13 protein-coding genes and 1 tRNA gene are annotated in these 21,272 nt (G+C 53.2%); 9 read left to right on the forward strand and 5 right to left on the reverse strand.

The features are described 5' to 3' along the window. Positions 1-4: 4 nt before the first annotated feature. From actS to MUA00_RS13245, 6 genes are all read left to right on the forward strand, one after another. A complete protein-coding gene (gene actS, locus MUA00_RS13220) occupies positions 5-790 on the forward strand; it encodes an amidase activator ActS (RefSeq protein ID WP_271123503.1) in 786 nt (261 codons plus the stop codon). A gap of 97 nt (positions 791-887) precedes the next feature. Then, positions 888-961: transfer RNA gene (locus tag MUA00_RS13225), tRNA-Gly, on the forward strand. A 575-nt stretch (positions 962-1,536) separates the two neighbouring features. Next, positions 1,537-1,995 carry an STM2901 family protein gene (locus MUA00_RS13230; protein ID WP_131050635.1) on the forward strand — a complete coding sequence of 153 codons (459 nt, stop codon included), beginning with the start codon at positions 1,537-1,539 and terminating at the stop codon, positions 1,993-1,995. After that, positions 1,989-2,321 carry a DUF1493 family protein gene (locus tag MUA00_RS13235; protein ID WP_271123504.1) on the forward strand — a complete coding sequence of 111 codons (333 nt, stop codon included), beginning with the start codon at positions 1,989-1,991 and terminating at the stop codon, positions 2,319-2,321. The genes MUA00_RS13230 and MUA00_RS13235 overlap by 7 nt, the downstream gene beginning before the upstream one ends. Positions 2,322-2,339: 18 nt before the next feature. Beyond that, complete coding sequence (locus tag MUA00_RS13240) at positions 2,340-2,825, forward strand: Hcp family type VI secretion system effector (protein WP_271123505.1); 486 nt, start codon at positions 2,340-2,342, stop codon at positions 2,823-2,825. A 154-nt stretch (positions 2,826-2,979) separates the two neighbouring features. After that, positions 2,980-3,390: a VOC family protein gene (locus MUA00_RS13245; protein WP_271123506.1), complete on the forward strand. Its 411-nt coding sequence runs from the start codon at positions 2,980-2,982 to the stop codon at positions 3,388-3,390. Positions 3,391-3,580: 190 nt separating this feature from the next. Here the strand turns inward: MUA00_RS13245 and MUA00_RS13250 are convergent, their stop codons facing one another. Next, the gene (locus MUA00_RS13250) at positions 3,581-12,166 is read right to left on the reverse strand and encodes a GH36-type glycosyl hydrolase domain-containing protein (RefSeq protein ID WP_271123507.1); all 8,586 of its coding nucleotides are present in this window, start codon (positions 12,164-12,166) and stop codon (positions 3,581-3,583) included. 418 nt (positions 12,167-12,584) lie between these two features. Here MUA00_RS13250 and MUA00_RS13255 point away from each other — a divergent pair, with 418 nt between their 5' ends. Together MUA00_RS13255 and MUA00_RS13260 are read left to right on the forward strand one after the other, a co-directional pair. Further along, positions 12,585-13,766, forward strand: coding sequence for an acetyl-CoA C-acetyltransferase (locus MUA00_RS13255; protein WP_271123508.1), 1,182 nt, complete (start codon positions 12,585-12,587; stop codon positions 13,764-13,766). A gap of 398 nt (positions 13,767-14,164) precedes the next feature. After that, positions 14,165-14,848, forward strand: coding sequence for a porin (locus tag MUA00_RS13260; protein WP_271123509.1), 684 nt, complete (start codon positions 14,165-14,167; stop codon positions 14,846-14,848). Positions 14,849-15,119: 271 nt separating this feature from the next. Here MUA00_RS13260 and MUA00_RS13265 read toward each other — a convergent pair whose 3' ends face one another. Then, positions 15,120-16,295 (reverse strand): oligogalacturonate lyase family protein, encoded by a 1,176-nt coding sequence (locus MUA00_RS13265; protein WP_271123510.1) that lies wholly within the window; start codon positions 16,293-16,295, stop codon positions 15,120-15,122. Between the two features lie 395 nt (positions 16,296-16,690). Between MUA00_RS13265 and kduD the strand changes: the two genes are divergently transcribed. Continuing rightward, positions 16,691-17,452 (forward strand): 2-dehydro-3-deoxy-D-gluconate 5-dehydrogenase KduD, encoded by a 762-nt coding sequence (kduD, locus tag MUA00_RS13270; protein ID WP_271123511.1) that lies wholly within the window; start codon positions 16,691-16,693, stop codon positions 17,450-17,452. Positions 17,453-17,616: 164 nt separating this feature from the next. Here kduD and MUA00_RS13275 read toward each other — a convergent pair whose 3' ends face one another. The 3 genes from MUA00_RS13275 to MUA00_RS13285 all read right to left on the reverse strand — a co-directional run bounded on the left by MUA00_RS13275 (position 17,617) and on the right by MUA00_RS13285 (position 21,261). Next, on the reverse strand, positions 17,617-18,747 hold the full coding sequence (locus tag MUA00_RS13275; RefSeq protein ID WP_271123512.1) for an oligogalacturonate lyase family protein: 1,131 nt from the start codon (positions 18,745-18,747) through the stop codon (positions 17,617-17,619). 82 nt (positions 18,748-18,829) lie between these two features. Beyond that, positions 18,830-20,074, reverse strand: coding sequence for an ABC transporter substrate-binding protein (locus MUA00_RS13280; RefSeq protein WP_408639712.1), 1,245 nt, complete (start codon positions 20,072-20,074; stop codon positions 18,830-18,832). A 59-nt stretch (positions 20,075-20,133) separates the two neighbouring features. Then, entirely contained in the window at positions 20,134-21,261 is a 1,128-nt protein-coding gene (locus MUA00_RS13285; protein ID WP_271123514.1) for an ABC transporter ATP-binding protein, read from the reverse strand. Positions 21,262-21,272: the final 11 nt, after the last annotated feature.

Raw genomic sequence — 21,272 nt, forward strand, 5'->3', positions numbered from 1 at the left:
AATTATGTTATTGTTTCAGAGGCTTAGTTTGCGCAAGGAAAGCACAGTCAGCAAATGGGCATTGAATGCCGCCGTCGCCATCCTGGGCCTGTTACTCGTCGCGTGCTCATCAAACAAAGCGAATACTTCTAAAGCATCCGCAGGCAGTTACAGCGGGTCGGTTTATATCGTCAAACGTGGCGACACGCTCTATCGCATCTCGCGCATGACCGGCTCAAGCGTCGGCGAACTGGCGCGTCTTAACGGCATTTCCGCCCCTTATACCCTTGAGATCGGACAAAAGATTCGCGTAAAGGGCAGTTCTGCAAAGAAAAAAACAGCCGTCGCGAAAACGTCGAAACCCCGCTCTTCAACCTCCAGCAACACTAGCGTGGCGAAAGTCGCGGCTCCCCCTGTGGGGTCAAGATGCTGGCGCTGGCCAACCAGCGGCAAAATTATCGAACCCTTCTCCAGCAGCGACGGCGGGAATAAAGGCATTGATATTGCCGGCTCGCGCGGCCAACCCATTTATGCATCCGCAGCGGGCACCGTGGTTTACGTTGGGGATCAGCTAAGAGGTTATGGCAACCTGGTGATGATTAAACACAGTGAAGACTACATTACTGCTTACGCCCACAACGATACAACGCTCGTCAATAACGGGCAAAAAGTGAGCGCAGGGCAGAAAATCGCCACTATGGGCAGCACCGGCTCCGATTCGGTTAATCTGCACTTCCAGATCCGTTACCGGGCTACGGCATTAGACCCGCTGCGATATTTGCCCCCACAGGGCAGCAAACCTTCTTGCTAAGTGGTGCGCAAACAACCGTTTAAAATACCAACACTTAGTATGATTGCCCCTTGTCACCTTGCCCCGGAGGGTTATAATGCCGGGGCTCCTCAAAAAAGCGGGTGTAGTTCAATGGTAGAACGGCAGCTTCCCAAGCTGCATACGAGGGTTCGATTCCCTTCACCCGCTCCAGATCTCTCCCCTTGTGGAGCAAGCATTCTAAAATGCTGCTCTGCCAGCAACTTAAATAGTTACCTATTTCAGTCGCTTACGGGTTCTACCTTATTGAACTACACAAGTGATTATCACGCTTTGGTTAGTGGTGAGATGAGAGCTTATGAAAGCGTTGGCGGTGGTTTCAAGGTTCTTACCGCGATAGCCCAACAATGAACACAAAGCCCGCACCCGGCATTAATTCTCATAAACTTTTAACCGTTCCACACTTAGCGCGGTGTCTTGATCCTGCTTGTCGTGATGACATTGCAGCAGATAAACGAGCAAATGTTGGGAAGCCTAACCAGATCGGGAAAGGATCTGGTTCTGCCGTGGTGTTCACCGTGCCATAAATGAACGCTACTCGATAAGAGAGCGGTTAACTGACAAAATCCCTGATGATCCGTCTACGGCGCTTTCTGTTGGATACCCAACACGGCGCTAAATGGCAAGCATTGTCTAAGTTCAGACATTTCTTTGAAATTATTTTTCTTTTGTCCGATTGCATAGGAGTACGATAAGCAAGCAAATCAATAGAAACCATAGGGTTACTGATGGATACAGTAGAAGAACTAAACGGAACGTACTTCTATGCGGGAAAATCGAATCTTACCGCCTCTGAACTGTTTTTCATGATTTTCTGTGAAACAACAGCGGATCATTTTGGGATTGATGATGTTGTGGCTGTGGTAGCCCTTTATAGTGGAGTCAATAACCAGAAAACCCGAACGAAACCCAAGGGAGCAAAAGAAGGCACTTCGCGAGTATCAAAAACAATGCGGAAGTTTTTCAAGACCGCAAAATTTCCTTACGGGATAAAGTTGCCAACTTGGGTAGGGGGTTATACGCCCTGGACGGCAGAGCGGCGAATGGTTGCGAAAGTTAGTACCTTTGTAGGGCGAACTATTCCACTTGTAGGTGAAGTTATTTTATTGGCTGATGTGTCACAGATCACCTACTGCGCTATACGTGACTATAACCGTATAGCACGGGGTAACGATAAATTATGGTAGATGACATTGAGCAACGTGTATTTGCGTTGGCAAGGCGCTACAACGGCGTTTATTTGTTTAATAACGACAAAAAGCAAAAGCTGCTAACACTGGAAACTGACTTTGATACTGATATGCAGTTGGATGTTGGCGAAGCCGAAGATTTGATGGATGAATTCTTCAAGGAATTCCGGGTTGAACGAGGCCACTTTAAGATTGAAACATACTACCCTGACGAGCCTTTTTCATGGAATCCATTCAAGAAATTTCCCCCGATCCCCGTTCCAGATTTCACTATCGGTATGCTGATCGAGTCAGCAAAAGCCGGGAAATGGTTGTACGACTAATTGCAAGGAGCTTAATAAATGGCTGTACCTGTTCACCTAATTTTAAAAGATGATGGCGGTTCTCAGATTATGGGATCTTGTGATGTTCACGGAAGGGATGGAAGCATAGAGCTACGCAGCTTGCAGCACGGTGTAATTATCCCTACAGATTCGCTCACTGGTAAAGTTACTGGTTCCCGTCAACACTGCTCTTTTAATTTCACCAAAGAGATCGATAGTTCATCCCCTTACCTGTTTAAAGCCGTTGCAACAGGCCAGACACTTAAAAGTGCTGAATTTCAGTTTTACAGAATAAACTACAGTGGACAAGAGGAAATTTACTACACGATCACTTTGGAAAACGTGAAAGTGGTTAGCCATAGTCCACTGATGCACGACACTCGCAACGTAACAGGTACAGGACATATGGAAGATGTTTCTCTGAGTTATGAGAAAATCACTCATCTCTATAAAGACGGAAATATTCTTCACTCAGATTCGTGGAACGAGAAGAAACAAGCCTAACAGCATAAGAAAGGGGGGCATTACGCCCCCTTGTATCATTCCTGTAGAGACCGTAGCCACATCATCAACCAGTGGATGCCCATAGCAAATAGCACGTATGAGCAAGTGCATAAATTTGTTTGGTTTACATTTTTGCAACAATGCTAAAGAGGCTATGATTATATCATTTGTTCACATGCGCATCGCTCGGCCCGTCACCAACCTTGAACTTTCTTATCAGATGTACAGTAAAGGCCTCGACCTGAATAAGATTGCTGATTTCAACGACCATGAAGGTTTCAGCGGAATCATGTTGGGGCGGGAAGGATTGCACTGGCACATGGAGTTAACTACCTGCCATTATCACCCGGTTAAGCCATTGCATACGGAAGAAGACCTACTGGTTTTGTACTACCCAGATAGTACTGAGTGGGAAGGTGTGCGTGCAAGAATGGTTGAATCCGGCTTTATTTTTGTTCGTTCATTCAATCCGTATTGGGACGTTAGCGGGCGCACTTTCGAAGATCGAGATGGTTATCGCATCGTTATCCAAAATAGAAGTTGGCCAATGCCCAAAAATGACTAATCCTCAATATCGAATGTTATGGTGTATTTGCACGATTCAGACGGTCTTATCGTCGCTATCTCTGTCCTGGTGGCGTTTTCGTAGATGCACACCTTAGCGTTCTCTGTAGTGGTCAACAAAAGCTGTGCCAGTTTTTGTTGACCACTACTATCTGCGGTTTTCTTCTGCTCCTGGTTTTCCGCATAAACCCTTATTGCCTTCTGGCTAATAAGATCTCAACCCTGTGCTCCTGTCCGTCATCAACCAGCGGGATGCGATCGTTGACCAGCGCGCTGCCATCCAGCGTGACGCGATAGTCGCCTTCGCCCTGGGTAACGGTAATGTGATAGTAGCTGCTTTGATGTTGATAGTTCATGCTGAGCGACGTCCAGTCAGGCGGCAGCAGAGGGCGAACAGAAATCGCTTCGCCGTGTCGCTCGATGCCTAGCAGCGATTCAACAATCAGACGATAGGCCCAGCCCGCTGAACCGGTATACCAGCTCCAGCCGCCGCGTCCGGTGTGCGGGGCGACGCTATACACATCCGCCGTCATAACATAAGGTTCCACTTTGTAGCGCTCTACCGCTTCGGCCGTCAGACCATGGTTGACCGGGTTTATCATCGACCAGAGCTGCCAGGCGCGCTCGGTATTGCCGCTGCGCGCAAAGGCCATCACCGCCCAAATCGCGCCGTGGGTATATTGGCCGCCGTTTTCACGCACGCCGGGCAGGTAGCCCTGAATATAGCCGGGGTTCGGCCCTTTGCCGTTAAACGGCGGGGTTAACAGTTTTATAATGCCAACTTCGCTATCCACCAGCCGTTCATCCAGCGCCTGCATGGCCTGAGCGCAGCGTTCCGGGCTTGCAGCACCGGACAGCACAGACCAGCTCTGGGCGATGGCGTCAATCTGGCATTCTTTTGCGGTATGCGAGCCAAGCGGCTCTCCGCTGTCGAAATAGCCCCGGCGATACCACGCGCCGTCCCAGCCTGCGGATTCGAGATTTTTTTGCAGGCTAAGGGCTTCTTTACGGCACAGCCCGGCGATATCGTTATCCGCGCGGCTTTCGGCAAGCGTCGCAAAACGCTGCAGGATGTCATAAAGGAAGAAGCCCAGCCATACGCTTTCGCCTTTGCCCTCAAGGCCGACGAGGTTCATGCCGTCATTCCAGTCCCCGGCACCCATCAGCGGCAGGCCGTGCTGCCCAAATCGCAAACCGTGGCGAATAGCCTTCACGCCGTGCTGCCATAAAGTCTCCTCGATTGCGCTAATGACCGGCTGTTCATAGGCGGACTCTTCTCCCGGCGCCAGCAATCTGCCCTCAAGATAAGGCAGGCGATGTTCGAGCAGGCCCGTATCGCCGGTGGTTTCGACGTAATGGCAGATGGCGAGCGGCAGCCAGAGATAATCATCCGAACAGCGAGTGCGCACGCCGTTGCCCTGCGGCGGATGCCACCAGTGCTGAACATCCCCTTCCACAAACTGCCGTGAGGCGCACAGCAGGATCTGTTCGCGCAGGCGCTCCGGCGCGGCGTGGCTCAGGGCCAGCGTATCCTGAAGCTGATCGCGGAAGCCAAAGGCTCCTCCGGACTGGTAATAACCGCTGCGCGCCATAATGCGGCAGGCCAGCGTTTGATAAAGCAGCCAGCCGTTCGCCAGCAGATTCACCGCAGGGTCAGGCGTCGTCACCACGATTTTGTCGAGCATGCGGTGCCAGTAGCGGTGTACATTCGCCAGTTCGTTGCGTGCGGCATCTTCGCTAAGATACTGGCCGATCATCGTTTCCGCCTCGTGCTGATTTTGCCCAATGCCAAGCACGAAAACGAATGTCCGCTGATCGCCATCTATCATCGTGGTGGCCGACTGCACCGCGCCGCAGGGATCTAATCCCGCGCCCGTTTTATCGGAAAGTGTTCGCTGTTTCATGGCGGCAGGGGAGCGCTGCGAGCCGTTACGACCAAGGAACTCGCGGCGGTCGCCGGTGAAGGAGCAATGCACGCCGGTCACAGCAAAAAACGCCGTTCTTTCTGAGCCGCTGCTGCTGTAGTAATTGTTCGCCAGCACGCCGCAGCCCCTCGCAACTTTGGCGGCGCGGGTGACCACATGCATCGAGGATTTTGTGCGGGATTCGCCCAGCGTCCACTCCACATAGCCGGTAACGGAAATTTTACGCGAGCGGCCAGAAGTATTGTTGAGCGTCAAAATAGCGATTTTTATCGGGGCGTTTTCCGCCACCAGAACGGTCAGTTCGCTGTCGATACCGCTCTCACGGTGGGCGAACACGCTGTAGCCAAAGCCGTGTCGCGACAGATAGTGGCCGTTGCCGCGTACGGGTAACGTGGTGGGTGACCAGACCGCGCCGCTTTCTTCATCTCGCAGATAAAAGGCTTCGCCAGATCTGTCGCTGATGGGATCGTTTTCCCACGGCGTCAGGCGATACTCATGGGCATTCTCAAACCAGGTATAGGCCTGACCCGCCTCAGAAATAACGGTGCCGAAGCCGGCATTCGCCAGCACGTTGGACCACGGCGCCGGGGTTTGCCCTTGTTCTTCGAGGATTATCTGATATTCGCGACCATCCTGCGAAAATCCTCCTCGCCCGTTAAAGAACACCAGAGCGCTGGTATCCGGCTGCCACGGATCGTGCTGGTTGGCGGGCAGACCCGTGGCTGGCACCAGGTCCTGTGACGCAGAAAGCGTTGGCACGATACGCCGGTTGAGCTGCTCTTTCAGGCTGCCGGAGCGGTCATCAAGAACGATTTGCGCCACGCTCAGCAGCAGCAGACGATCTTCCGCCGACATGTGTTCGCCGTTACGGACGAAAATGCCGCCGGGCTTGTCCATCTGGCTTGCTTCGGAACCGGCGACAATCAGCTCCACTATCTGATTTTGCAGCTCCTGCTGATAGCCGCCCTGGCTGTCGTTAAGGATAACCAAATCCACCGCCAGCCCTTTCAGCCGCCAGTAGTGGTGCGCCTGAATCAGAGTGGTAATCAGCAGAATGCTTTCGTCGCTGCTGACGTTGAGAATAACGATGGGCAGATCGCCCGAAATCGCCCAGCCCCAAAGGCCGGACTGTCCGCGGCGGTTACGGCAAATCGTTTTTGCTTCCGCTCGCAGTTCCGGACCCGGGAAAAGCACGGCGCTTGCAAGACGGTTAAACAGCGTAGCGTCATCTTCGTTGGCGTTAATCTGGCGCAGCACAATCTGGCTGTGCGACCAGGCGAGTTCAAATACGCGGTCGGCAATAGGGTGATCGCGATATTTTTCCAGCAGTGCCTGGCTGAGCTGGCGGCTTTCCGTTACGCCATAAAGAATATCCACGGTGACCGGAACGCCCGGTTGTAAAACAATGGGCTGCCGAATGGCCAGAATAGGGTCCAGTACCGGCCCGGCGGTATTGCTAAGGGAGCCGCTTTGTTCCGCCGCAAGCGCATTGGCCGGAGTACGTCCGCGCCCAAGGAACCTTGCGCGATCGGTTTCGAAAGAAGCGTTTTTCTCCGTCTGGCCGTGTACGACCACCATATGAAACAGCCACGGGCAGCGATCGTCCGGCGAACGCGGGCGGCGGTGGCACAGAATCGCTTCCTGATCCGGCACCAGCTCAGTTTGAATAAATAAGTTGCTGAACGCCGGGTGCGCGAGGTCGCTGGTGGCCGGGGCCAGCACAACTTCTGCATAAGTCGTCAGTTCAACGGTGCGGGGCTGGCGTCCCCGATGAAGCAGGGTGACGCGGCGGAGTTCGATATCGTCTTCCGGCGAGACAACAATCTGCGTTTTCACGCTAAGGGAGCCTTCGATGCGTTTGAATTCTGCTCCGGCATCGGTAAAGACCACGTCGTACTGGCTTGCCGGTTCACCGACAGGCTGCCAGGTATTGCTCCAGACCTCTCCGGTTTTCGGGTCGCTGATATAACAGAAGGTGCCCCAGTTATCGCAGGTGGCGTCGCTGCGCCAGCGGGTCAGCGCCAGATCCTTCCAGCGGCTGTATCCGCCGCCGGACTGGGTTACCATCAGGTGATATTCGGCGTTGGACAGCAGTTGAACTTCGGGAATCAGGCTGTCAACGTCAGTGAATTCACGGATTTCGTACTGAACCGGCTGCAACGCTCCTTCGTGGGATTCAAAGTGGCGGCGCGGGCTGTAGAGCTCGACCGCATCAGGCACGCGTTCCTGTAAGAGTAAACGAGCCGACTGGAAAGCCGGACTGGACATAAATCTGTCGACCATCGGGGCATTGAGCAATACGTGCGACAGCGCCTGGAAGGCCATGCCCTGATGGTGCGCCATCCACGAGCGTACTACCGCATACATCTGGCCGCTTGCCAGTCGCGAAGGTGTGTAATCCAGCGCTTCGTAGAATCCATATTCGCCACGCGCGCCGTTTCTTTCGAGGGTAGCTAAATTGTCGCAGGCTCTTTGCGGAGCGACGGTTAACGCCATCAGCGTGGCATAAGGCGCGATAACCATATCGTCGGCCAGCCCACGGCGCAGGCCGAGTCCCGGCACGCCGAAAGCGTGGTACTGATAATTCTGTAGCGCATCAAAAGAGTAATAGCCCGATTCGGAAATACCCCACGGCACGCCGCGCTCTTTGCCCCAGTCGATTTGACGGTTAACCGCCGACTGGCTCATCTCATCGAGCAGGCTGCCGGGATAAATCGGCATCACCAGGTTCGGCATCAGGTATTCGAACATGGAGCCGCTCCAGGACATCAGCGCGGTTTCGTTATCGATGGTGGTGAACAGGCGGCCCAGCGCAAACCAGCTTTTGAGCGGCAACTGGTTGGTGGCGATGGCGAGGAAACTGGTGAGGCGGATTTCCGAAGGCAGCAGATCGTAATGGCTGTTATCAAGTCTGTTGTTATCGCAGTTGTAGCCGACGCTGAGCAGGCTTGTCACTTCGTTATACAGGAAGGTGAAGTCCATCCTCGCATGTTCGCTAAGCCGCTGTTCCAGCTCGGTAATAATATCCAGCCGCGTGCGGGCCTGGCGAATGGCCGACTCAGAAGGTGTGCCTTCGCCGGTATATTTTGCCTGGGCAATCCAGCTTAGTGACGGCAGCGGTTGGTTGCCCCAGCCGTGCGGTAACCAGCCAAGAAACTGTGACCATTCGTGGCAGATAAGCACCAGTTGATGCTGAAGATGATCCACCCAGCGGCGAATTTGCCCGTCTTCATGGCTGCAAAGCGCGTGCAGGCGATTGCTTTGCGTACGCATGTTCTTCAATTCCGGGAATAACAGCGCGGGAGAAAGCATGGCCGCGGCGCTGCAATGTTTGCGAAACTGGCGCAGGGAGGTGGGCGCATGCTGACCCCAGACTTTTTCGAGGATGCCAAGCGTGTCGTCCAGCCCCATCAGCAACTGGGCGCAGTCGAGCACCGGCTGATTGCGTAGCTGCGTTAAGCCAGCGCTGAGCGTAAGAAGATGCCCGGCCATGTTGCCGCTATCCACGCTTGAGATGTAGCGCGGATTGAGCGGTTGCAGCGTGCGGGTGTCGTACCAGTTATACAAATGCCCGCGGTAATGCTCCATTTTATCCAGCGTATCGAGGGTGAGCGTAATACGCTGCAGCATTTCCCCCTGCGGGATGTAACCAAAATCCCAGGCCGTGAGATTCGCCATCAGCGACAGGCCGATATTGGTGGGCGAAGTGCGGTGGGCAATTACCGGCTGCGGAATTTCCTGATAGTTATCCGGCGGAAGCCAGTTCTCTTTCGCCGTGGTGAAGGTTTCAAAGAATGCCCAAATTTCGCGGGCGGTCTGGCGCAGCAGCCGGTTTTGACTGGTATTGAGCGAATGCGATTGCCGGGAAGGCTGGCGGCTTAGCCAGCTTAATAACAGAGGGGCCGCGCACCACAGCGCGCCGACTGGCAGGGCAAAAATCAACAGCATGGGAGCCAGCCAGGCCGTCAGTGAAACAAGCGCCACGCCGCACAGCACGTTCATCCACATTGCGCGGTAAAAGCGCACGGGGGAGGTTTTTGCGCTTTCTGCGCTTTGCTCGAAGCTTGCCCACTGATTGAGATTGCGATGGCTGATTCCCAGACGCCAGAGCGTTACCGCAATGGCCCGCAGGGAGTAGCCGGCTTCGTGAGGAAGCGTAATAAAACCAAGGCCGATGCGCGTCAGACGTTTTAGCGCGCCCGAAGACACCAGAATGAGATGTTGCAGGAAAGGCCGCCGCGCAGGCTTATTGATAAGATCCTGCGCCACCACTAAAACGGTTGGCAGCAGCAGCGCGCTCGCCAGCACGGCCAGCCACAACGGCGGGTTCGGAACCAGCAGCAGCGTGCAGAACAATAGAATCAATAAAGAAGGGGCGACCAGGCTGCGGCGCAGGTTATCCAGCAGTTTCCAGCGCGAAAGCGTGCTCAGCGGATTTTTATCATGCGTGCCGTCTGCTTTTCTGACGTTGGGTTTAAGCCAGTTGAGAAGCTGCCAGTCGCCGCGTATCCAGCGGGTGCGCCTTGCCACATCGGTGAGATAATTATTGGGATACTGCTCGTAGAGCAAAACTTCGCTCAGCAAACCCGAGCGGGCATAACAGCCTTCAAGCAGGTCATGGCTAAGCACCAGATTTTCAGGGCAGGTGTTATGCGTCGCCATAACGAAAGTATCCACGTCATAGATCCCTTTGCCGACAAAAGATCCTTCGCCAAACAGATCCTGATAAATATCGGACGACATCATCGAGTAAGGATCGTTGCCGGGGATACTGCTGCACATAGCGGCATAGCGACCCTGGCCGTTACGCGGGATCTCTTCCGCAAGCCCCGGCTGCAATATTCCGTAGCCTTTCACCACTCTTTGTCTTGCCGGATCGTAGACCGGATGATTGAGCGGGTGCGCCATAGTGGCCACCAGCTTGTGGGCCGTATCGCGCGGCAGCACGGTATCGCTATCAAGCGTGATGACGTATTTCACACCAACGGGCGGGCTGATGGCATTGCTGTGTACTTCAACAAACTGAGCCTGATTGCGTAACCAACCGTTCAGCATTGACAGCTTGCCGCGTTTTCGCTCGTATCCCATCCATACGCCCTGCTGTTCGTTCCACTGCGCTTTGCGATGAAGCAGGAAAAATAGCGGCCCGGAAGCCGATGCGTAGCGGCGATTCAGATTCTGCGTTTGCGCCTCGGCCCAGTGTAGCAACGCGTCATTTTCAGCGGAGTTTTCAGCCGCTGAATCCGCAAAGTCGGTGAGCAAGGCAAAATAGAGATTTGCGGTGTTATTGCCAAGGTAGCTGACCTCAAGGCTGTTGAGCAGCTTGTCTATCCCTTCGCGGCTGGTAAGCAGGCTGGGAATCACCACCATGGTGCAGAATTGCGCCGGAATACCGGATGAAAAATCCATACGCGGCAGCGGCAGCGGCGCTCTGAAACGGGTTGTCGCCTCGCTCAACAAATTGCTGGCAAGCTGGCTGATGAGCACGATAAGCGGCAAGGCCAGCAGCCAAAGCGGCCAGCCCATTCCGCTTTGATAAGTGTGAAACAATACCTCGGCGCTAACCGCCGTAATCAGCAAACTCAGGCTACCCAGCCAGGAAAGTAGAGGCACCTGGTTAAAACTGTGGCGCAGCCGAATTATCCACGAGGTGTTCGCCGCCAGTTGTTTTTCAAGCTCAGGACGTCCTTCGCCAATCAGATAGTAGCCAACGTGATGTTCGGGCGTGCCTGCATCCGCCCCTTGGGCCAGATCCAGAATACGGCGGGCAACGGCCGGTTCATTGAAGCGGCTGTGTCTGGCCAGCATTTCAATGATATGCCGGTAGTGATCCCGGGTATCAAAGTGCATGGCCGGATAAATCCCGGACGGGTCTTGTCGCAGCGTTTGTTCCACAAGGCTCATGGCCTCGGCAAAGTCTGCCCAGTTGGTTTCGCTCAGCAGGCGTAAACCGGCGATGCTGTTGCTTACGGAAAGCTGGCTGGCGGCAAGCTGCTGGTTAAAACGGTGGATAAGAAAATCGGTGGTAACGCCCGTTTCGGCCAGGCGCTGCTCAACCCAGGTCAGGGGCAGGGATAGCATGTTGCCTCGTCCCTGCAGGCGGCGCACCAGTTCCGCCACAAATGCGCTGGAGAGCGGCGGGCGTGAACGGGCCATATCGGCAATCAACAAAATCAAATCCGCCGGGGCATTTTCGGCGCAGTCAAAAATGCGCGTTACCCAAACGTCGGCCAGGTTTCGTTCTTTTTGGGCATCCGCCACTTCGATGCTGACGCGGCGCAGGTTCTCGATCAACGCCAGGCGCAGCATGCCCGGCAGTGCCCAAAGTTCGCCCAGCGTTAAGGGCGTTACCTGCTGATAGGCTGCGATATAACTGGTCAGGCTGCCTGCGTCCCAACGGCCATCGCCGTGGGCGATGGCTTCAGCGGCGATGTCATAAATACGCGGGCAGTTATGCGGAGAGGCAAGCGACGGCAGGCCTTTGCCGAAATTTTTCGGCAAATGGTGGCGAACCACGCGGATCTGCTCTTCGATAAGATAATAGTTATCCAGCAGCCATTCGCCCGCAGGGGTGATGCTGGTTTTGTCACCGGCGTTGAGCAAATAACAGTTACGGGTAATAACGGCTTCGTTATCCTCCAGGCGCTTCAATAAATAGTAGGGCATCCTGGCGGGGGATAATTTATGCGATTGCGCAAGCTTCTGACCATAGCGTTCCATTTGCGCGGTAGAAAACAGCTCTGCTTTGATCGCGCTGTCATTAGCCGATGCGCCGCCGGGCCAGGGGCGCAGGTCCGATCGAAGTTCCTTCGGTTTATTAGGGGTAAACCACTGTTTGACTTTTATTTTCATTAAGTTGCTCGTCGGGCGATGTGAACTCGCAGGAGCAGTTGTGAAATCAGATCAGAAACGTTCTCTCAGGATGGTGTGCAAGACATCAGGGATTTAACAGCTGCCAGAGTGCTATCTTTTAGAAGTATAGATGAAACTTTTCCCCTTCAACTTACGCCCTTTTGCCGACAATAGCCCTGAAACATTTCAACGGCCTGCTTTGTGCTGTAATTAAATTGTGATGACGTTCACTGGTTGTGAAGAAATATTCCCAGGCGAAACGCGGTGGATTTTATTTATCCCTTTGAAGTTATTGTTTATTTATTTAATTAATAACTTTTTAAATATAACGATCTGCGAAAATCGAAATTAACAATTAATTAATATTCACCCATGATATGCGCACTTAGGGTCAGGGTGCGCGTTGCGGAGAATTTTAATGAAAGATGTGGTGATTGTTGGGGCGGCCCGAACCCCGATCGGCTGCTTCCAGGGCGCGCTTTCCCCGCGCAGCGCGGCGGAGTTAGGCAGCGCGGTGGTTAAAGCGCTGCTTGAACGCAGCGGCGTGAGCGAGCAGGAGATTGACGAGGTGATTCTGGGCCAGGTGCTAACCGCCGGAGCCGGGCAAAACCCTGCGCGACAAACGGCGCTCAACAGCGGCCTGCCGTGGTCTGTTTCCGCCATCACGATTAACGACGTTTGCGGTTCCGGTTTAAAAGCGCTGCATCTTGCCACGCAGGCTATTCAGTGCGGCGAAGCGGATGTGGTTATCGCAGGCGGCCAGGAAAATATGAGTCGCGCCCCGCATGTTCTTGCCAACAGCCGGACGGGTGCGGCGCTCGGCAACAGCCAGCTTATCGACAGTCTCGTTCACGACGGCCTGTGGGACGCGTTCAATGATTATCATATGGGTGTAACGGCGGAAAACCTTGCCCGTGAATACGGCATCAGTCGCGAAAGCCAGGATGCTTTCGCGCTCGCCTCGCAGCAAAAAGCGCGAGCGGCCATTGATTCAGGCCGGTTCAAAGATGAAATTGTCCCGGTTGCGGTAGAGATGCGTTCGGGCGGCACTTTGTTTGTCGATACCGACGAGCAGCCGCGTACCGACGCCAGCGCCGAAGCGTTGGCACAGCTTATTCCGGCCTTTGATGTCGGCGGGAGCGTAACCGCAGGCAATGCCTCATCGATTAATGACGGCGCCGCTGCGGTGCTGATGATGAGCGCGGCCAAAGCCGAAGAGCTGAATTTGCCGGTGCTGGCGCGCATTCGGGCCTTCGCAAGCGTTGGCGTCGATCCCGCTTTGATGGGGATTGCGCCAGTAACCGCAACGCGGCGCTGCCTCGAACGTGCGGGCTGGTCGCTGGAGGAGCTGGATTTGATCGAGGCAAACGAAGCTTTTGCGGCGCAGGCGCTTTCCGTGGGCAAGATGCTGGAATGGGACGAGCGCAAAGTGAATGTCAATGGCGGGGCGATAGCGCTTGGTCATCCAATTGGCGCGTCCGGCTGCCGTATTCTGGTTTCGCTGGTGCATGAAATGGTCAAGCGTGATGCGAAAAAAGGCCTGGCGACATTGTGTATCGGCGGCGGGCAGGGTGTGGCGCTGGCCGTTGAGCGCGATTGATTAAATTTTTAGTATTTCCCTTCACCGGCGCTTTCTTCTCCCGTAGAAAGCGCTTTTTATTTGCCTGACGCTTCCCACTTATAAACGTTCCCTTACCTCGTCCGTAGCGAATAAGTTTCCCTTCCGCTAATTACTTTGCCGTACACGCAAGATAATTCCTATTCGGATAGCCAAAACAAAAGTTGAAATATTGTTTTATTTATGTTTGCGTTTTTATTTTTGTGACTTAACTCGCTGTTTGTAGTGTTTAAATATCCACTTTGTTGATGGCTATCACGAAGGCATGTACGAAAAATTCAGACATAAATATTTACGATCTCGATCACTAAAATATTGTTGGTTTAAAAATAAAATGGCATTTCATAATAATGAAACAATATTTCAATGAGGGATTGATGATGTTTAAGAAAACTCTGGTGGTAGCGGTTCTCTGTGGTACCAGTATTGCCGCGCAGGCGGTTACTGTTGATTTACGTCATGAATATATTGATTCCGGCATTAATGCTGACCGTGTCGCGGTGTCCCATCGTTTTGATAACGGATTAGGTTTTAGCGTTGAAGCCAAATGGAAGTCTGGCGGTACCGATCAGGATCAGCCTTTCGCGGATTTAGTCGGTAACGGCCATGAGGATCAGGTGAGCTGGCGCTGGAAAGCGACGGATAACATTTTCCTGACGCCAGCCCTGACCGTTGAAAGTAACGACAGCCGGACCATCTGGAAACCGAACCTGCACGCGCAATACAGCTTCGATAACGGCTTCTATGTCGCCGCTCGTTACCGCTTCGAATACACGCGTAACCCGAACAACGCCAATAAAGAAGATGACAAAGTAAACCGCGGCGATTTATGGGCAGGCTTCGCGCTGGGCGACTGGCGTACCGAGTTGAACTATGTGTACGCGAAAAGCGAGCACCAAATCCGTTCTAACAACGACAAAGATTCGGATGAATACAACGTGAAGCTGGCCTATAAATGGGATAAAAACTGGGCGCCGTATGCTGAATTGGGCAACGTCAGCGGCAGCAAAACCACTGATGAACGCCAGACCCGCTATCGCGTTGGCGTTGCCTACTCGTTCTAACCCCTGTTCTGTATCTGATATTACTCTCGGTTTTTGTATCTCCGGCCCCCGAGCAGTCAGCGGGGGTTTTTTGTTGCCTTCATTTTAAGATTATCTCGGGCGGCGCTGGCGCTTACCCGATCTACGTGATTATCGAATGTGAAAGGTTAGGGAGGCTGGATAGGCGTAAGCGCCATCCACCTGTCTTTAGCGGCCAAATCGCAGCCAAAAAAAGCCCTCCGCGCAGGAGGGCAAGGCCAGTTACAGGACACTCAAAGGTTTAGTTTTAAGTTCAGGCGGTGACAAACTCCGGGCTGGCGGGCATGTTGGCGATATACAGCGCCGGTTTGCCGTCTTTGTCCGAACTGAACAGAATCGCGCTGTCGTCCGGGGTGAATGAAGGATGCGGATGGGTAACCTGGCGGCTGTTAGCAAACGTAGCCCAGGAAGTGTCGTGACGCGCCACGCGGAAATAAGCTTTTTTCGCTACGTCAAAGGCATACAGATACGGATCGTTATCGATGGTGTAGCCGCTGGTGTCTTTGACATCAACCGGCGTACCTGAACCATCGCCCACCAGCAGGCTGCCGTCGAAGTTGCTCATCAGATGTGAACAGGCGGGCATTTGCATTACAGCTTCGTTTACGCCGCAATCGGGGTTGTAGCTATAAATGGTGCGGCCCTGCTGGCCCTTCAGATAGGAAACGTACATCAGCGACGAGCCGTCTGGCACCCAGAATTCATGCGTGCAGCTTTCACCTTCGGCATGTTCTTTTACTTTGCGTACGTTGCTGCCGTCTTCGTTGACCATCCACATACGTGCGTCGACCAGGTCGTGCGGACCTTCGTGACAGAAGGCAACGGTATTGTCATCGAACGGCTGGTAAATCGGGTGGCCAAGCCAGTTTTTCTCCTGGTGAATCACAGCGCTTTCGCCGGTTTGCAGATCAACACGCAGCAGGCGGCAGTTTGGCCCTTTGTGGAAGAAGTCGTGGAAGATTTTCCAGTCGTTTAGCGGCACCCAGTCGCTTTTGGCTATTTCGATGCCGACCAGTTTGGTGCAGTCGCTGTTGGCAACCCAGGTGCCATAGCCTACCCAGTCGTCCGGTACGCGATAAACTTCGCGTTCAGCAAGGGTGCTGAGATTCACTTCCAGCAGGGTACGCTCGTTCTTCACGTAATAAAGGGAGCGATCGTCCGGGGAAAGGAAGCCGCCAAAGGTGTTATCGCCAGCTCCTTCCGTAAGCTGCACCGCTTCATGCCTGGCGATATCGAGCAGGTAGTAATTCCAGTTACCGTCAAACTCGCCCGCGAACAGAAGCTTGCTGCCATCGTTGGTAAAACACTTTTGATAGAAATAGTTACGATGACATGTCACTTCCGGTGGGGTTAAGCGGGTGACGTCGACGCCCGTGTCCGGGTCCTGGCTTACTTCGTAAACCAGTTGTACCCGCATACCTTTAGCCATAATGCTCTCCTTCGAATCATTATTCGTATCTACAGGATGTTCTGAAAGTTCGAACAGATGGTCATAATTTATCAAAACGATGTTTCAATATGTGTGATAGCTTTCACTAAACGACAACTTACCTCACTTAAACGACGCAGGCTGCGGGCCAAAGCGCGCGGCTTTGCGCGCTTAACCGTGATCCCATTATCAAAATCAATGAATATTATTATAAAATTGAAACGATGTTTTATTTATAATTGAAATGAAGTTTCAACAAGATTACTATCACTTCATCAAAGATTACGGAACAGTGTTTTCACCGTAAGTTCTTCGTGTGAAGGTGCGCTTATTGCGTGAACAATATTTTTCCAGAAACGCCTGCCGGCGCAGGCTCGAATAAAAAGGAAACCTCCATGATTCTGGATTCATTCTCCCTACAAGGTAAAGTTGCTGTTGTTAGCGGTTGTGATACTGGCCTGGGTCAGGGCATGGCGCTTGGGCTTGCACAGGCGGGTTGCGACATTGTGGGCATCAATATCGTTGAGCCGACAGAAACCATCGAACGCGTCACCGCTCTGGGCCGTCGTTTTGTGAGCCTGACTGCCGACCTGCGCAAGATCGACGGCATTCCTGCGCTGCTGGATCGCGCGGTTGCTGAGTTCGGTCATATTGATATTCTGGTGAACAACGCGGGCCTGATTCGTCGCGAAGATGCCATCGACTTCAGCGAGCAAAACTGGGACGACGTGATGAATCTGAACATCAAGAGCGTATTCTTTATGTCTCAGGCTGCGGCGAAGCATTTCATTGCGCAGGGCAACGGCGGCAAAATCATTAACATCGCCTCCATGCTTTCCTTCCAGGGAGGCATTCGGGTGCCTTCTTATACGGCGTCAAAAAGCGCGGTGATGGGCGTGACCCGTCTGCTGGCGAACGAATGGGCGAAACACGGCATTAACGTGAACGCTATCGCGCCGGGCTACATGGCGACCAACAATACTCAACAGCTTCGTGCCGACGAGCAGCGTAGCAGCGAGATTCTGGATCGTATTCCGGCGGGTCGTTGGGGTTTGCCAGACGACCTGATGGGGCCGGTTGTATTCCTGGCGTCCAGCGCTTCTGACTATATCAACGGTTATACCGTGGCTGTAGATGGCGGCTGGCTGGCTCGTTGATTCCATTAGGTTCATTGTGTCGGGTAGCGCTGCGCTTACCCGACCTGGGTTACTGGTTACCCTTTGAGTAGTCGGGCGGATAACCGCTAGCGCCATCCGCCGCCATACCTAAACCCGCGCCAGAGTCGTAGGGCGGATAAGCGCAGCGCCATCCGCCGCCATATCTAAACCCGCGCCAGATATAAAGCAGGCATCCCTTCTTCATCAGAAGTAAACAGCACCCACTGGTTATCCGGCGAGAACGACGGATGCGGATGAGTAACCTGACGGTCGCCGTCCAGTACTTTCCATGATGTATTGTGCTGGCACACCGCTTTTTGCGTGCCTTTATGCAGGTCGAACACCCAAATAAACGGATCGTTAAGATCGATATTTCCCGTTTTATGCTGTGCGCCGTCACCGACTACCAGCGAACCATCATGATTGCTCATCAGGTGCGAGCAAGGCGGAATTGCTCTTAGCTGGCGATTTTCAAGCGTCTGCGGATCGGCGCTGCACAGATAACGATGCGCCGATCCTTCTTTATGCGCCACGTAATAAAGCGCGGAGCCGTCCGGCACCCAGAATTCATGGGTAAAGCTTTCGCCTTCTTCGTGCTGGCGCACTTTGCGCAGGCTGCTGCCGTTTTGGTTTATCAGCCACATGCGGGCGTCGATGGCATCACGCGGGCCTTCGTGGCAGAAAGCGACGGTTTCATCATCAAACGGACGATAAATTGGATGCCCCAGCCAACGTTTTTCCTGCAGGATGGTGTCCTGCTCGCCGGTTTGCAGATCGATACGAATCAGGCGACATTCCGGGTTAGTAAAGTAGAAGTCGCGGAATTTTTGCCAGTCGGTGAGCGGTGACCAGTCGCTTTTTTTAATCTCAATGCCGACAAGCTTTGTGCAGTCTGAATTCGCCACCCAGGTGCCGTAAGCGACCCAGTCTTCGTCTACTTCATAAACGTTATATTCTTCAAGCGATTCCAGATCGACGCGACGTAATTCACGGGCATTTTTCACATACCACAACGACTTATCGTCTGCGGATAAAAAGCCGCCGAAGGTATTATCGCCGCCGCCTTCTGTTAATTGCGTAGCGATCTGTTTGTTGAGATCGAGCAAATAATAGTTCCAGTGGCCCTCAAATGCGCCGCCGAAAATTAACTGCTGGCCGTCGGCGCTGAAACATTTTTGATAGAAGTAATTACGGTGGCAAATCACATGAGGCGGGGTTAAGCGCAATACTTCGGCGCCGGTTTCCTTGTCGCGTCGCGAGCGGAAGGAAAGCTGGATTTTTTTACCTTTAGCCATGACGAAGATCCTTATCTTTTTAAAAAAATACCCTGCCGCGCAAGCAGGGCAGGGTACGGAGACTTGATAACTGACGAATAAATTAACGCATGGCGCGTTTGAGAATACGGTTACCCTGACGTTCGAATTCCGCCGCCGTTTCTTCCACGCTTTTCTGGCCGTAGTCGATGTATTGCAGAGAAGTACCGAACAGAGAAACGATCTGCGGATCGTCAAAGTACGGCGAGGTGGTCAGGTGATTTGGCAAAGACTGAGCCAGTTTCAGACCCGCAACCGCCGGATCGTTATCTTTAATCACGCCGTCAGCCGTAAGCTGCGCAACTGCCGCTTTGCTCAACGGCACGCCACGCTCCAGACCCAGCGCTTCCACACCTTCTTTACTATTGAGCAAGAAGTTAATCAACTGCGCTGATTCCTTCGGATGTTTTGTGGTTTTGCTGATGGAGAACATCTGCGCCGGTTTAAAGAACAGGCCTGCATCTTTGGCATCCGGCAGCATTGGATACGCGCCCAGCTCAAGTTTCGCCGGCGGCTGCAGGTTGTCGGAGTACTTGGTAATGGTGGAGTTCCACATGTAAGTACCTGCCCACTCGCCCTGAATCCACGGCTTCATTTCGTACATGTTGCTCTTACCAAACGAGGCGTAATATTTGGTATCCGGCATGACGTGGTTATCGATAAGTTTCTTGTACATGCTAAAGAACTCCACCCACTGCTCTTTGCTCCAGGCGAATTTCTTACCGGCAACGTCCACTTCGGCGATATTGTATTTCTGCACCATGTACGAACGCAGCAGCGCTAAGGTGTCCTGATGCTCAAGCACCACCGGGAAGTATTGTTTACCCAGTTTAGATTCGAAAGTTTTCCCGGCGGCCATCAACGCATCCCAGGTTTTCGGGTATTCAACGCCCGCTTTTTTCCAGGTTTCATCGTTGAAATAGAACACGCGCGCGGTGACGGAAATAGGAATTCCGTTCAGCTTGCCGTCGACGGTGGTGGACTTCAGCTCTTTTGGATCGAACTGCGTAAGATCCAGATCGTCGCTCACGGTGTTCAGATTATAAAAGCCGGTGCCGGTTTTCGAGAAGATCGGCAGCCAGTTCCAGTTGGTCTGCATAACATCCGGCTCTGTTCCGCCCGCAATCTGGGTGGTCAGTCGGGAAAGATGGCCGTCCCAGCCGGTGTACTCCGATTTCACATTGATGTTCGGGTGCTGTTTATGGAACTCCTCCAGCGCTTTCAGCGTGACCTGGTGACGGCCGTTTCCGCCCCACCAGGACATACGTAAATCGACCTGTTCTGCTGCAAATGCACAACCGGTAGCCATGACCAGAGTAGAGGTTATCAGGGTACTCAACACTAATTTTTTCATTATCTTAGACTCACTCAAAGAGAGATGTTTTGTTCTGTTTTAGCGTCAAAAATATGACATTTTTCCATGTCGAACTTGAAATACACCTTACGATGAAGTCCCTTTTGAATCATTGGCTTAGCTTCATCGGAAGGAATGCGGCAGGTCATTTCAAAGTCGGCCACTCTCAGGTAGACGAAGAATTCATGACCCATGTTCTCCACGCGAACCATCTCTCCGCTGGAATGGCTCTCAGCGAATGGCTCATCAGAGATTGAAACGAATTCAGGGCGAATGCCGAAGAACACATCCTGGTTTTTATAAGCCGCGCAGCGCGCCTGCTGCCGCTCGTTCAGCGCCAGAGTGTCGTTGCCAACGCTGATTTGCAGACGGCCGTCTTTTTCAATCAGCTTGCTCGGCCTGATGTTCATTTCCGGCGCGCCGATAAAGCCTGCCACGAACATGTTTTTCGGGAAGTGATAGAGGTTATCCGGCGTATCAACCTGCATGATATGGCCCAGTTTCATCACGCAAATACGGTCGCCCATGGTCATCGCTTCGGTCTGATCGTGGGTTACATACACGGTGGTTGCTGGTTTGCCGCTTTTCTTAAGCTGCTTGTGCAGGTCAGAGATACGAATGCGCATCGAGGCGCGCAGCTTCGCATCCAGGTTAGACAGCGGTTCATCGAACAAGAACACGTCCGGCTTCTTCACAATCGCGCGGCCGACCGCCACACGTTGCGCCTGGCCACCGGAGAGCTGGCGCGGCAGCCTGTCCATCAGCTCATCAAGCTCAAGGATTTTCGCCGCTTCATTTACCTGCGCGGTTATCTGGTCCTTTGGCATTTTGGAAAGCTTCAGGCCGAAGGCGAGGTTTTCGCGAACGGTCATGTGCGGATAAAGCGCGTAGTTCTGGAACACCATCGCAATGCCGCGAGATTTTGGCGCGAGGTTGTTCACCACGCGCTCGCCGATTCTTACTTCGCCGCCGCTGATGGTTTCAAGTCCGGCCAGCATGCGCAGAGTGGTTGATTTTGCACAGCCAGACGGGCCGACGATAACCATAAACTCGCCATCCGCAATGGTCAGGTCAATGCCGTGAACCGCCTGGAAGCCGTTGGAGTAGACTTTTTGCAATTTGTTGAAAATGACTTCAGCCATGATATTCCCTC

Source organism: Dryocola boscaweniae (assembly GCF_025215095.1).
GTDB lineage: Bacteria > Pseudomonadota > Gammaproteobacteria > Enterobacterales > Enterobacteriaceae > Dryocola > Dryocola boscaweniae.